The following is a 13,903-nucleotide window of genomic DNA, read 5'->3' as shown; positions in this document are numbered from 1 at the left end:
TTACCGCTGAGCTTTCCCATGATCTCGAAACCAATCTTGCGATGGACCAGCGATCACCGAAACGACCGCTCCGTACACAGCGCCCCAGGACTGAGAAGAGAGTTCTCCCGGCCGGTTCGCCGACCGTTCTCAGGACCGCTGAATCCCACGCTAACACAAGTGCAGGAAATGCTTCATTTCCTCTTCAGGGGGCATCCCACCAGGCCTTATGTCACACAAGCCCTCAGTCCTGTAACACTTGAGAGCGGTTTGATCGCTATAGGTCACCACTCCGGCGTCAGCCAAGGCACACTCGGCGGTGACTCTCCAGCCGGTGGCGACCCGCTGCGGGCGGAGCCAGCTGTGTTCGAGGCGGCTTCCGCCCTGGCCGTCCCGCGCCTGACCGGCACACTCGCCCAGGACGGGACGCAGGCCTTGGGCGTGCTCCGCTCGGATCGTGCCGAAGTGCACGCATGGGTCTAGCAGCTGGCCAGGCATCGAGCGCCGGACGCCGGCGGACGAGCGACCGTCGGCATCGGCGGTGTCCTCGTGATCGCGCACTTCGAGAGACAGGACGCCACGGCGACCTGGAAGAAGATCTTCGGCCACCACCCTTTGACAGGCTTCATCGGCCATGGCCGGGGCGGGTCCGGGAGCCGGTGGCGGGTCTGATGTGGCCCGGCGATGCGGGCTCCGACACCACAATCGATCATGTCGAGCGCTGAAAACGGTCGCCGTCCGGTCAACAGCACCGTCGTGGCCGTACTCGGTCTCGACGAAGGCGGCGAGGACCCGGCCCGCGTCCAGGACAGGGATGTGTTCGTTGACTCACGGCGAGATCCATGTCGCGGTCGACAAAGACGGTGGTTCCTTCGGCTCGCGTGGCCCTCGATGCAGGCGAGTTCGGCGGTCGCCTGGCCGCCTCGGATGTCAGATACCTCCGGCTCGGACCAGGCCTGTCTCGTAGGCGACGACGACGAGTTGGGCACGGTCTCGGGCACCGAGTTTCAGCATGGCCCGATTGACGTGGGTCCTGACCGTGAGCGGACTGATGAAGAGCCGTTCGGCGATCTCGTCATTGGACAATCCGGTCGCCACGAGGACTACGACCTCCCGTTCTCTTGGGGTCAAGCTGGTCAGACGGCCCGTCACAGGAACTCGTCCGGCCGTCGGCTGGGACAGGAAGCGGGCGATGAGCTTCTGCGTCGCGGCAGGGGACAGGAGGGCTTCTCCGGCTGCGACCACCCGGATCGCGTCAAGCAGTTCAGCGGGGTCGATGCCCTTGCCCAGGAAGCCGCTGGCACCGGCGTGCAGCGCCTCGAAGATGAACTCGTCGTCTTCGAAGGTCGTCAGGACCAGGATTCCGACCCCCGCCAGATCGTCGTCCTCACCAATGAGCCGGGTGGCGGCGATACCGTCGAGTTCGGGCATCCGGATGTCCATCAGGACCAGGTCCACGCGTTGAGTGCGGGCCAGTTCCACGGCTTCGCGTCCGGTGGACGCCTCCGCTACGACCTCCATGTCCGGTTCGTTGTCGATCAGCAGCCTGAAGGTGCCGCGGAGCAGTGCCTGGTCGTCGGCGAGCAGCACACGAATGGTCATCGATTGTCTTTCGGGCGGGATGGAAACGGGAGTTCGGCGTGGACGCGGAAACCTCCCTGTGGGCAGGGGCCCGCAGTGAGGGTGCCGCCGAAGGCTGCGGCACGCTCGTGCATGCCGATCAGCCCGTGGCCGGTGCCGAGGCCAGGCGGTGCGGTGCCGCTGCCGTCATCAGCCACGGTGATCTCCAGCATCTCCGTGCCGTAGGCAAGCGTGACGCTGGCGGTCGCGGTCCCCGCGTGCTTGTGGGTGTTGGTCAGGGCCTCCTGAACAATGCGGTAGGCCGCCAGACCGGCGGCCGACGCGAGTGGCCTCCGGTCTCCGGTGCGGGTCACCTCCACCGTCATGCCGGCCCGGCGAAAGCTCTCGACCAAGCTGTCCAGGTCGTCCAGGTCCGGGACCGGAGTCAGGGAGGGCGGCGCATCGTCGGGCTGGCGCAGCAGCCCGACCGTGGAGCGGAGTTCTTCCAGAGCGGCATGACTGGTCTCCTTGATGTCGCCCAGCGCCCGATAGGCCTTCTCCGCGTCTGTTCGCACCAGGTACTGGGCCACACCCGCCTGGGCGTTCACGAGGGCGACGTGGTGGGCCACGACATCATGCAGTTCGCGGGCGATACGGATGCGTTCCTCTGTGACGCGGCGGCGGGCCTCCTCTTCCCGGGTCTGTTCGGCGCGCACGGCCCGTCGTTCCGCCGCGGCCAGCTGGGCACGGCGGCTGCGTACGGCGTCTCCGACTGCTGTGACCAGGATCAGCACGTCGAATCGCACCAGGGCTTGGACGGACACAGCGGTCTCGCCGCTCACCCTCAGGCCGCAGACCGCGATGATCACAGCCACCACGCTCCCGGTGAGCCAGGCCGTACGCCGAGGGCGCAGGGAGGCCACTGTGTATACCGCGACCAGGCTCGCCCCTGGAATCATCGTGGTGTTCTTTGCGACAAGTTCGGCGACGAGTTCGGTAGCGACAACCACGGCTGCCACGGCAAACGGCGCCCGGCTGCGGAACACCAACGGGAGGCAGGCCAGGGCGACCCAGCCGACCGCCCCTGGCCTCGGCCACGACCAGCCGGCGTCCGTGACGGCGGTCGCGGCCAGTGCCACAAGGAGGACCAGCACCGCAGGGACGGTGTCCCTGGCCCGATCATGGGCGGCGAGCCAACGCTGCGCACGATTCAACATCCCTCGCGCTCTTTCACCGTAGGCGGGCGTGCGAGGCGATGATCTCGTCTTGGCGCCCGCCCGCATCCTTACTCATGTGCCTGTGGACATGTGCCGTTCAGAGCCAATCGGTGCCTCCCACTCCCCTTCGCCCACGACCTGCGGATCACCGAGAGCACTGGGAGCGGCTTCCGGCGGGCCCTTGTCCAGCCATCGAGGCAACTTCCAATGGGAGAGGCCGAGTTGGTGCACCAGGGCCGGTACAAGGACCATGCGTACAACGAGGCGTCCGGGAGAACAGGCCACGGCCGAATTCGGTGTTGATGCTCCGACCGCCCAGGGGGGAGGAACCGGAGGCCGCGATGGCGATGGCGGCGAGAGCGCCTCGGCCCGTCTCCGCCTGGCCAATTCCGAGGACGCAGCGGTTGTCGCTGTAGTGAGTCCGTTCCTCGACGGGCTGGAGAACAGGCCACCGGCACTCCATCGGCCTTCGCGGAGATGAGGGCAACGGCGAAGGCTGACCCGAACGCGTAACAGGCTGCATCACGGCCGCGCCGGGGGCTGTGGCGAGCGGTCGTATCCCGGCTCCAGACGAGATGGACCGCCCTCGGCAACCGCAGGCAGACCGGCGGGGTGTCCCCCGGAGTCGCTCTTCCTCTCGCACAACAGAGCTGCGAGCACAGCGAGTCCGCATCCTGCCACATTCGGGAAAGCAGCGCCGTACGCCGATACCAGCGCCCCACCGAGAACTGTGCCCAGTACGTTTCCCACCAACAGGATGCTGCCCACCCAGCCGAAGACCTCCGCAGCGCTGCCTTCCGGCGCCCTCTCGGACAGCCATTCGAACAGTGTCGACAGGGTCGGAGCGACCGCAAAGCCCGAGCAGAAGAAGATGACCGCCAGTACGGCCGTGTTGGGAGCCAGTGGCAGGGCTGCCAGCCCTGCCGCCACGTAAAGGATCAGATACCGAAGCCGCACTCTGCGGCCTCTGCGCAGGCCGTGAGCCACCCCTCCCAGAAGCGATCCGAAGCTCCCGCACGAGAGGACGAGTCCGGCTCCCGCCGATGCGTGCTGACCGCTTACGAGGGCCACCACGCCGACGACCTGTGCCCCCAGCGCGCAGGTGAGCAGGGCACCAGCTGTGCACAGGCGAGGAAGCCCCAGGCCCCGGAGGGGCAGTTCGCCCTTGACGCGCGGCGTGGTCGACCGTCCGGCTTCGGCGTTGCGGTCCCGCACGTAGGCAAGAGTCCCGGCGAGTACGAGACCTCCGCATGCCGCTACGGCCAGCCTCGGCCCGCCGACTGCGGCAAGCGCAGCCGTGGCCGTGGGGCCGAGAACCAGGACGAGTTCCTGTGCCGTCGCGTCGACGGCGAAGAAGGTTCTCCTCAGTTCTGCGGGCAGGAGGGCCGGCAAGGCGGCGCGGACCGCCGAGAGCATCGGCGGTGTGCACAAGCCTGCCAGAAAGGAGAGGCACACGAGCAGTTCCGGACGCGGCGGTGTCACCGCGAAGACCGCCATGGTCACCGCGTACGACACGGCGGTCCAGGCGAGCACGCCGCGTCGGCCGTGCGTGTCGGCCAGCCGGCTCAGCAGCGGACCGGAGATGAAACTGCCGGCCGCATTGGCTGCGGAGACGATGCTGTACACCGTGTAGCTGGCGTGCTGCGTCGTGAGCAGGAGGAGCGCCAGCCCGGTCATGCCCTGGTTGAACCGCCCCACGATTGAAGTGGCGAGCAGCCAGGTAACCGAGGGCACACGCAGAAGTTCCCGGTAGGCAGAGGCGACCGGCACCGCTAGTCACGCCCTGCTTCGGCAGTCTCGTCCACGAGCCGGAAGGCCTGGTCCGGGGCAGCGCGTCCGCCTGCGGGCAGACGGACGGGGACAGTCACGACCATGCAAGTCTCCAGATGGCTCAGCACTTGGCGACCGGGGCCGAACCAGACGTTGTGGAGGCTCTGCTCGGGGCTACCCGCACTCGCGACGAACAAGCCGCGAGGGGACCGGCGATATCACGTACAACGTTGTACACACCGGAGGGTAAAGAGGTGTCCCTACCGAAGTCAAGAGCCCGCAGGACGTGTGGACAGGCCGTTTCGGCGTGTCCCGAATCCGCCGTACCGGACTGAGCCACGCCGAGCGCACGCAGGAGACATCGCCGGGAAAACCGACGGAGGCCCGTCCGCGAAGAACGCGTGGCACTCACCTGCCCGGAGCAAGCGGCTCCCGGCCCGGCGGTCCGCAGGAATCTCGTCCGACGGGATCGCCGGCGGTCTGCTCCGCCGTCAGTGGTGCCCGGTTGCGGCACATTCGGCGGGACCCTCCGCAACATCCGCGTACTTGGATCCGATCCGGTATTCACCGGGCGTGGCCACTGTCAGCGTCGTGAATTCGCCGTCACGGCTGAGGCAGCCGCCGTCCACGTGCAACCAGGGCGAATACACAACTCGGAGGCTCACCGAGCCAGGTGTCGGCACTCTCAGGTCCACTTCGGCACTCGTCATACGGATGATCCGGGCGGCCCCGGAGACCATCGGGGTCGCGTTCTGGACCCGGAAGACCTGCCAGTAGGCGTCGTGCCACACGGGGCGCAACCAGTGCGGCGGAGCCTCCCGCAGGAGACGGGCTTCCTGTCTGGCGTACCGGTCCGGCTCTGTGGCCGGCAGGGCGATGAGGCCGACGGCCCAACGGTGCAGCCAGGAACGGTAGGCCGTCGCCGAGAAGGAACCGTCGTAGAAGAGGCGCCCGCGCCGCATGTCCAGTTGGGTGTTCCAGCCCCGGGCCAGCGTGACATGTGCGGCGAGTACGGACGCCTCGCGGTGGTCCTGCGCCGGAACGGCTTCCACGCGAGTGCGGTCGGCTCCGAGATCCTCAAGAGCGTGGATCACACCGTCGGTGTGGCTGGCCCAGGCCGGTACGGGATCTCCTCCCATACGGCTGACGATCATCCCCGGCACCACCCAGCAGATCGACAGCACCACCCCCACGATCAGGGCCAGGCGTCGCACCCGGGCCCGGCTCGGCGTGGCGGACCACGCTGCGAACAGGACGGGCGCGGCAAAGATCCAGGCGAGCCGCTCCACGTTCGTACCGATGGGCGAGGGGATGAGATACACGAGTACGGCCCCCGCCACGTACAGCAAACCTGTCCACCGGACCACTCGCCAGGATGTGGGGGCCAGTACGGTGACCGCAAGGCCGAGCAGCACCGGTGCCAGCAGCCGCAAAAACGGCATCGGCTGCTGTCCGTAGTAGGGGAAGAAGAGGGTTGTGGCGGCGACAACGGCCACCGGCGGCGCGAGGAGAGCGACAGCCCTTCCCCAGTCCCGTACGGCAAGGTACGCAGCCCCCACGACGACCAGGAACAATCCGGCGACCGGGCTCGACATTGCCGCCGTTGCCGCACACGCGCTCGCAGGGAGAACACCTCTGTGCCGGGTCACAAGCACGCAGGCAGCGAGCCCTATCGCGACGCCAAGCGCGAATGTCGTTCGTCCCGCCGCGACATCGCACCACAACATCAGCGCGGCGACCAGAGCCGCGCCCAGCGGCCGCCGCGCTCCGCAGCGCAGCAGAAGGACAGCGGTCAGCCACGTGGCCGCCAGTCCGGAGACGACACTCACCACACGCACCCCGAGACCCGCCATCAGGTACGGGGAAAGCACGCTGTAATTGACGACGTGCGCGCCACCGAACCAGGAGAGGTTGTAGGCCGATCCGCCGTCTCGTGCGACGAACTGCGCCCAGGCCTCTTGCGCGGCAAGGTCGCCGCCACCAGTGGCAAGCCAGATCCACCACACCACGTACAGCGGCAGTACGGCCAGGGTGGCGAACAGCGGAGTACGGTGGTGCCGCCAGCGGGCGGCCCGGGGGGCCACGGGTATGGGGTGCTTGGCAGCGGGCTCGGCAAAGGCAGTTGCTTGGGTCACGGGAATCCTGCTGGAACTCGGCGGGTCGGTCGCAGCAAGCTTCGGTTCTGTGCCCAAGCCCCCACTTCGGCCGATAGGCCATGACCAGGCCGGTCCCTCGGGCTGCAGCTCGGCCGTTCGGCCGATTCCGGGGCCGGCGGGAGCCGTCCACGCTTGCCGATCGGTGCGTCATGAGAGTGTCTACTGGCAGCGGACTGAGGATCCGACCGCCGCCGGCCCCCATACGACGCTCACGGCCACGAGGCCCTCCCGCGTCGTCCGGGGCAGATACCTCGGGGCATCGCATGGAGCTCCCGGCTCCAGGGCCGCGATCGCGTGCCGGAAGGCGCCGGCGCCGAGCCGGCTCCTCCGGGAGCGCCGGCCGAAACCGGCCGCGGACTCCGCGAGCACCGCGGACGGGCTGAGCGGAAGGTCCACGACCGTGAGCACGAAGGCGGCACTGCTCCGAGGGCGCCGACGGTGCAGCTGATCAGCGTCCAGGTGTAATAAAACGCCGACCAGTACGAGCGGTGCCGGACGGTGACGACATCCAGGCCGGCCCTCTCCGCCTGCTGGGCGATTCACGGCGGCTGCCCTGGTCCGCCCGCGCAGGATCGACACCGGCTGCGCCTGCTCCCGGAAAGGCATCCGTTTGTAGGACTGTGACGGGATTCGGTGCCAAGACTCCGCGCGAGGACATCCGTCCTAGGGGCTGTGTGCGGTTGTGATCAATCAGGATGGCTGAGCGCCCGAGTTGGCCACTGAGTGCTTCACCTGGCGGGGCTCGCGGTCAGTTCTGCGCCGGGTGCGGCGTAGCGGCCTTTCGGTCTCTGCAGTTGCCCGGAGGGGTGTCGGAAGTCTGTCGGCGGTGAACCGTGATCTGTCGGTGGTTTGTCGGTGGAGGGTGCGAGCTTGGGCGGGTTGGTGCTCCCCCGTGAGCACGCTGCCCCCCGAGCGCAAGGAGCCTGTCATCATGTCTTCCGCATCCCAAAGTCGGCCGTGGGACGTTCGCCGGCTGCCGTCTGCCGAGGGCAGGACCTTCCTGGTCACCGGGGGTAACGCCGGGATCGGCTACTTCGTCGCGGAGCAGCTCGCCGCCACCGGTGCCGTCGTCGTACTCGGCAGCCGGGACGCCACGAAGGCCGACGCCGCCATGGACTCGATCCGCTCGCGCGTCTCAGGCGCTCACGTACGGCACCTTCAACTCGACCTCGCCGACCTGTCGTCCCTGAAGACCGCCGTGGATAGGCTGGACCTCGATCATCTCGACGCGGTGGTCTACAACGCAGGGGTCGCGCTCGACGACCCGCCGCGCCGAGAGACCGAGGACGGCCACGAATTGATGTTCGCCACCAACCATCTTGGCCACTTCGCGCTCACACAGCAGCTGGCGCCCCTGCTGTCCGCGGCGTCGGCAGGCCGCATTGTGACGGTGGGAAGCTTCGCGGCACGGTCCGAGCGACTGGACCTGGACGATCTGCAGTCGACCCAGGACTACCGGCCCAAGCGCACCTACGGCCGATCGAAGCTGGCTCAGATGTGCTTCGGCTTCGAACTCGATCGCCGCCTGCGCGCCGTCGGCAGCACCGTGCTCAGTGTGGTGGCCCACCCCGGCGGCGCACTGGACTCCCTCACCCCGTCCCGCCCGCCGGTAAGCGTGACCACCCCCGGCGAGCGACTGCGCGCCTTGCCCGCGGGGCTCTTGGTGCAGGGCAAGGACGCCGGAGCATGGCCCGTCCTCCGTGCCGTCCTCGACTCGGAGATGCAGGGAGGACAGCTGTGGGGGCCGAGGGTCTTCGGCCTGCGTGGCACACCACGGCGTGAGCCCGTCCCCTCTCATATGGCCGATCCAGCTATCGCTGCTCGCCTGTGGGCCGCCAGCGGTGATCTGGCCGGCACCGATCCGCACCTCGGCTTCCGGTAGGCGCGCAGCCGCGTCCACCCCGCCGGCCGGGACGCTCAGTCACAACCAGTTGCCTCCAGGAGGGAGTTGAGCCAGATCGTCGAGGCGCGGAGATGGAGACCGGCAAGGTAGCTCTCGGGCGTCTTGTCGTATCGAGTCGCGATGCCCCGCCAGGCCTTCACCTTGTTGATCAGGCGCTCGACGGTGTTGCGTTCCTTGTAAAGATCAACGTCGTGGTTCACGAGCCGGCCACCCCGGATACCCTTCTTCTTCCGGTTGGCGGCCTGGTCCTTCTTCTCCGGGATGACCGCCTTGATGTTGCGTTCCCGCAGGTAAGACCGGATACCGTGGGGCGAGTAGGCCTTGTCTGCAGCGACCGCGTCGGGTGCGGGTGCGGGGGCGGCCGACGGGCAGACGCACCCGCACCTTCTGCAGCACGGGGACGAACTGCGGGCTGTCAGCGGCCTGCCCTGCAGCCAGCACGAGCGACAACGGACGGCACTTGCGGTCCGCGGCGAGATGAACCTTGCTGGTCAACCCGCCCCGGGACCTGCCGAGCAGGGCTTCCTTCAAACGGAGTTTGCGCTGTCGCCGGATACAGCGCCGCTCTTCCTGCTCGGGGCTGTTACCGATGCCCTGTCCGTTCTGCTCCGGCGGGCCGCCCCCTTTTGCCGGGCCTTCTCCTGCTCGGCGGCGGCTTCCTCCAGAGCGTCCATGACCTCCTTGCCGATGCGCATCCCGGCGGCATCGTGGTGGGCACGGGCGGTGGTGGAGTCCACGCTGACCAGGGACAAATCCGTCTTCCCTTGGCGGGCAGCCTCGGCGATCAGGCCGTCCAGCAGCGCGGTGAAGACGCCGGCGTCCCTCCAGACCCGGAAACGGCCGTAGACCGTCGGCCAAGGACCGAACTCGCCGGGCGTCTCCCGCCACTGGGCGCCGGACCTAAACCGCCAGATCACCCCCTCAAACTGCATCCGCAGCTGCCCGGGGTACGGGCCGAACCCGCCGATCGGCAGGTAGGGCTCGATGAACTTCCACTGCTCGTCGGTGAGTTGCCTGCGCGTCATACCCAGCGTCCTACCGGATCCCGTCCCCGTATACGGGGACGGGATCCGAAGATTGATCACAACATCACACAGGCCCTAGGGGTCTCGGGCTCGCTGCCACCGCGGGTGCAGCACCTGCCCCGGCTCCGGCAGGCGTTGCACCTCCGTTCTCGACGGCGACTCCCCGGACTTCGCCGACAGCGGGAGCCGCCGGCGACGACACGAATGGGCCTGCGGATCTTGTCCGCCGGGATACCAGAGTCGTGCGGAACCCATTGGTGGCACCGAGGGTCAGCTTCGTACGTCGTATCCTATGAGCTCTACCAGGGAGGGCTGCGTCTGCCGGGCAGGGCCGAAGCGGCGGCGCAGGGACGCTACCGCTTCCAGGCCGGCCAGGGCCACCTGGGGCGGGGTCCGCAGACCGGCGGGGCCGAGGAGGCCGGGGACCGCGGCCCTGGCTCCGGCCGTGTCCCAGCCATGACGTACGAGGGCCCGCTCGATGCCTGCGGCGCCGGAGGCGAGAAGTTCCTGCGTGCTTGCGCGGCAGACCGCGAGATAGGAGCGGATGTGCGGGTCCGCCGCCCGGTCCCGGGGCACGACAGCCACGACGGTGAGCAGGCGGGGGGACACGTCCAAGTGGCCGCCGACGCGGGTGAATCCCCGGTCCGCGGCGAGGACGTCGAAGGGCGGATGAAGAGTTGTCCCGTCCACCGTGCCGCCGAGAAGCCCCTGATGGCGCTGGAGAGTGCCGCCCACCGCGACCAACTGGCCGTCCGTGACGGGGATGCCTGCGACATCGGCGAGCACGGCGCGCAGGACGAAGGCGAAGGCGCTGCCCGGGTTGTCGACCGCCCACCTGTCGTCCGGGGCTGGCTCCTTGCAGGAGCGGTAGACAGCGAGTTCACCGATGCCTTCGGCCCTTACGGCCACGGGGTCTCTCGTGCGTGATCTCAGGAGATGGTCGGGGGACGTGTGGAGCACGTCGAAGCTGCCGTCGTCCCAGCCGGCGTTCTGTTCGTCGGAGGAGGCCACCTCGACCAGCCGGACGTCCAGACCTGCCCGTACGAAGTGACCGGAGTCGAGAGCGTGGTAGAGATGCACGTCACCGGCACCGGGGAAGACTGCCACGGTCAGTGTGCTCGTCATGGCATCAGGGACAGGCCGAGCTGGCGGGCGAGGTTGACCTCGTCGCACAGGAACCAGCCTTCGCGGATCCGGCCGTCGGCGTCGAAGCGGACGAACCCGACCTCCGTGTACTCCAGGCGTTTCCCGGTCGGCGGCACGCCGAGGAAGTCGCCGGTGTGTACCGCGCTGATGCGCCAGCGGGCCCAGACGGTGTCCCCTTCGCCGCCGATGGCCTCGATGGTGCGCTGCTGGCCGGAGAAGGTCTCGGTCATGTGTTTCCAGCCGGTGATGAACCGCTCGTACACGGTGCCCGACTGCGGGTACGGGGGGCGGTTCCGGGAGATCATCAGAGCTGCGGTGCCAGCCCGCGCGGTGATGAAGTCGGGGGCGAAGATCTCCTCGACGAGGTCCAGGCGCCCCTTCACGATCACCTCCTCCTGAAGGCGGAGGAAGGTGGCCTTGTTGCGTTCGACGACGTCGTGGTCGGGTGAGGTCATGTCGTGCTCCTGGTCTGTTCGTCGGTGGCCGCCGGGGGGCGGCGGGTGGCGAGGGTGACGAGGGCGGCCGCGGCGGCGAGGCCGAGGGCGGCCAGGCCCGCAGCGATGCCTGCGAGGTCCAGGCCGATCAGGTGGTCGAGGGAGTAACGGCCCGGTCCGGTGAACGCGGATGCCCAGGCCGCCAGGCACAGGGTGAGCGGGAACTCGGCTCCGCCGGTGTTGGCGAACCAGCCGCGCTTGCCAGCGACCGTGCCGACGGCGACCATCAGGGTGCCGATGACCACGGCCGATCCGAGCGGAGTGCACAGGCCCAGGACGAGCAGCAGTCCGCCGCCGAACTCGCACAGACCGCCCAGCACGGCGTGCGCCCGCGGGGGCCGCAACCCGAGGCCGGCGAAGTAGGCCTCGGTGCGGTCGAGGCCGGGGCCGTCGAACCAGCCGAAAAGCTTCTGCAGGCCGTGCGGGGCGAGGATGACCCCGCAGGACAGACGCAGGACGAGGAGTCCCACGTCCAGGTCCGCGTTCATGACCGGTCCCCGGTGATGTCCCGGTAGACGGGCACGACCTTGTCGACGAAGCGCCGCATGGAGCCCATCACCGTGTCATGGTCCATGAAACCCCAGCTGAACCAGAGCATCAGGTGGCCGAGTCCGATGCGCTGGTAGGCGGCGAGCTGTTCGGCGACGCGTTCGGGGCCGCCGTAGATGACGGCCCGCTCCAGGTAGTCGTCCTTCTCGTGCATCATGCCGGAGCCCTTCTCCGCGGCGGACCGGGCGGCCTGGGCGACCCCGGCCTCGGCCCGGTCGGCAGAGCGCGAGTAGTTCGCCGCCTCGATGTAGGAGTCGACGAGCGGCTCGACCTCGGCGCGGGCGGTGGCGTCGTCCTCGGCCACATGGATCATCTTGGCCAGCCCGGTCCAGTGCAGGCAGCGCCCGACGTGCTCGTCGTCGTATCCCGCACTGGTCAACGCATCGGTGTAGATGCGCAGTTGGCGTTCGGCGTGCTCGGGGCCGAAGCGGCCCATGAGCAGGGCCAGGCCTTCCTTGCCGGTGGCGACGGTGCTCTCCTCGGACAGCGCGGCGCGGGCCAGGAGCGGGCCGCCGTGTGTGTGGGGCGCGGGCATGACGCGGGCGTGCACGGTGCCGGCGTCGTGTGGGGTGTTCCAGTCCAGGGGTGGGTCGCCCATGCGCATCGCCCAGGCCTGCCGGGCCAGGTCCAGGTGCCGGGAGAGGGCGGCGTGCCGGGTCCCGAGCGGCCGGCCCATGCCGTCGAACTCGATGGAGGAACCGCCTGCTCCTATGCCGACGACGAGGCGTCCGCCCGTGAGCTGGTCGAGCAGGTTGACCTGTTCGGCGAAGCGCATGGGGTGGTGCAGCGGAAGCGTGGCGACGGTGAGCACCACCCATGCCTGCCGCAGTCTGGCCGCGAGGTGCGAGCCGAAGAGGAAGGGATCGGCGTAGGTGTTGTAGTTGCTGAAGTGGTGTTCGGTCAGGCAGATCGACCGGAAGCCGTTGCGGTCGGCGTACTCCGCGGCCTCGATGGTGTCGCGGATGATGCGGGCGTCGTGCTCGGGCCCGGGTGTCTGCGGGTTGAGGTAGAGCGAGAAGTCCATGCCGGGGAACGGCCTTTCGGCTGGATGGCGGGTACGACGTCAGGAAGTGGGGGCGGCGCTGGACCGGAACGTGCCCAGTCTCGGTTCGGAGGCGAGTTGGCCGACGCCGTGGGCCATGGTCCAGAACGCCTTGACGCCTGCTTCGTCGTCGGTGTCGAGGCTGCCGTAGCGCAGGTCCGAGGTGGACCACCACCACGTCAGATAGTCCGCGTCACCGGCGTTGCCGCCGGCGACGGAATCGGCCACCTGCTGTTTGTGGTTGCGCGCGTAGTCCGTGCTCTCGCCCATGGCCTTGACGACCTTGCGCAGATCGGCGGCACGTGACTTCTCCACGTCGGGGTAGGTGACCAGCACGGTCTGGACGGGGTCGGCACCGGTGAGGACCCGCGCTTCCTTGCTGACGTGCAGTACCGGGCGCTGGTGCTCGTCGTGCTCGGCGAGGTAGCGGGGCCGGTTGAGTTCTACGGCTGCGTCCAGCGCGCCCTTGCTCATCAGGGTCAGGGTGGAGTCCGGCGGGGTGACCTGCAGCCTGACATCTGCGCCCTGTTCCTTGGCCTTGAGTCCGTATGCCTTGTCCAGCACGTAGCGCAGCTGGATCGTGGAACTGCCGGTGGGCGCGCTGATGGCTATGGTTCTGCCTTTGAGGTCTTTTGGGCTCTTGATGTCCGAGGCGGACGCGACATCGACGACGGTCGCGTCCCGGTCCTGGACACCGGCGCTGAGGATGCGGGTGCGCAGTCCCTTGTCCGCGGCGAGCGCGACCGCGACGGGTGAGGTCTCGACGATTGCGTACTGCCGTGACTGGTAGGCCTGCTGGGCGGTCTGGGTCGGCACGTAGGTGACCTTGACCTTGAGGCCTCCCAGGTCGACCTTGTCGTGCTCGATGGCCCAGAAGGCCATGTGCCGCGTGGGGTCGTCCAGTACCGCGACCGTGATCGCCGAGCCGCCGGCGGCTGCGGCTCCACCGGGGCCGCACGCGGTCAGGAGTCCTGCGGAGACGGCGAGTGCGGCGGCGCCGACCGGCACGGTGCGCGCGAGGCGCGCTCCTGAGGTTCGCATGATGACGTCCTTGTCATGGGG

At 68.6% G+C, this 13,903-nt stretch carries 10 protein-coding genes and 1 pseudogene; 1 reads left to right on the top strand and 10 read right to left on the bottom strand.

Going from position 1 to position 13,903, the window contains the following annotated elements; all coding sequences use genetic code 11:
* Positions 1-909: 909 nt before the first annotated feature.
* The 4 genes from AB0D74_RS48985 to AB0D74_RS48970 form a co-directional block, all read right to left on the bottom strand.
* Positions 910-1,581: a response regulator transcription factor gene (locus AB0D74_RS48985; protein WP_362602678.1), complete on the bottom strand. Its 672-nt coding sequence runs from the start codon at positions 1,579-1,581 to the stop codon at positions 910-912.
* A complete protein-coding gene (locus tag AB0D74_RS48980; RefSeq protein WP_362602675.1) occupies positions 1,578-2,693 on the bottom strand; it encodes a sensor histidine kinase in 1,116 nt (371 codons plus the stop codon). The genes AB0D74_RS48985 and AB0D74_RS48980 overlap by 4 nt, the downstream gene beginning before the upstream one ends.
* A 585-nt stretch (positions 2,694-3,278) precedes the next feature.
* Positions 3,279-4,526 (bottom strand): MFS transporter, encoded by a 1,248-nt coding sequence (locus AB0D74_RS48975; protein ID WP_362602672.1) that lies wholly within the window; start codon positions 4,524-4,526, stop codon positions 3,279-3,281.
* Between the two features lie 491 nt (positions 4,527-5,017).
* Positions 5,018-6,610 carry a hypothetical protein gene (locus AB0D74_RS48970; protein ID WP_362602681.1) on the bottom strand — a complete coding sequence of 531 codons (1,593 nt, stop codon included), beginning with the start codon at positions 6,608-6,610 and terminating at the stop codon, positions 5,018-5,020.
* A 1,003-nt stretch (positions 6,611-7,613) separates the two neighbouring features.
* Here AB0D74_RS48970 and AB0D74_RS48965 point away from each other — a divergent pair.
* On the top strand, positions 7,614-8,564 hold the full coding sequence (locus AB0D74_RS48965) for an SDR family NAD(P)-dependent oxidoreductase (protein ID WP_362602669.1): 951 nt from the start codon (positions 7,614-7,616) through the stop codon (positions 8,562-8,564).
* Positions 8,565-8,599: 35 nt separating this feature from the next.
* Here AB0D74_RS48965 and AB0D74_RS48960 read toward each other — a convergent pair.
* The 6 genes and pseudogenes from AB0D74_RS48960 to AB0D74_RS48935 all read right to left on the bottom strand — a co-directional run bounded on the left by AB0D74_RS48960 (position 8,600) and on the right by AB0D74_RS48935 (position 13,882).
* A pseudogene (locus tag AB0D74_RS48960) lies at positions 8,600-9,610 on the bottom strand (IS5 family transposase).
* A 270-nt stretch (positions 9,611-9,880) separates the two neighbouring features.
* Positions 9,881-10,735 (bottom strand): hypothetical protein, encoded by an 855-nt coding sequence (locus AB0D74_RS48955; RefSeq protein WP_362602666.1) that lies wholly within the window; start codon positions 10,733-10,735, stop codon positions 9,881-9,883.
* Positions 10,732-11,211, bottom strand: coding sequence for an ester cyclase (locus AB0D74_RS48950; RefSeq protein ID WP_362602663.1), 480 nt, complete (start codon positions 11,209-11,211; stop codon positions 10,732-10,734). Before AB0D74_RS48950 ends, AB0D74_RS48955 begins: the two co-directional genes overlap by 4 nt.
* Complete coding sequence (locus AB0D74_RS48945; RefSeq protein WP_362602660.1) at positions 11,208-11,738, bottom strand: DoxX family protein; 531 nt, start codon at positions 11,736-11,738, stop codon at positions 11,208-11,210. The genes AB0D74_RS48950 and AB0D74_RS48945 overlap by 4 nt, the downstream gene beginning before the upstream one ends.
* Positions 11,735-12,823 (bottom strand): LLM class flavin-dependent oxidoreductase, encoded by a 1,089-nt coding sequence (locus AB0D74_RS48940; RefSeq protein ID WP_362602657.1) that lies wholly within the window; start codon positions 12,821-12,823, stop codon positions 11,735-11,737. The genes AB0D74_RS48945 and AB0D74_RS48940 overlap by 4 nt, the downstream gene beginning before the upstream one ends.
* A 39-nt stretch (positions 12,824-12,862) precedes the next feature.
* A complete protein-coding gene (locus AB0D74_RS48935; RefSeq protein WP_362602654.1) occupies positions 12,863-13,882 on the bottom strand; it encodes an MqnA/MqnD/SBP family protein in 1,020 nt (339 codons plus the stop codon).
* Positions 13,883-13,903: the final 21 nt, after the last annotated feature.

It is taken from the genome of Streptomyces sp. NPDC048278, assembly GCF_040652195.1.
In the GTDB taxonomy this organism is placed as follows: Bacteria; Actinomycetota; Actinomycetes; order Streptomycetales; family Streptomycetaceae; genus Streptomyces.
Note: the sequence above shows the minus strand (reverse complement) of the source record. Positions and strands in the feature narration are given on the sequence as shown.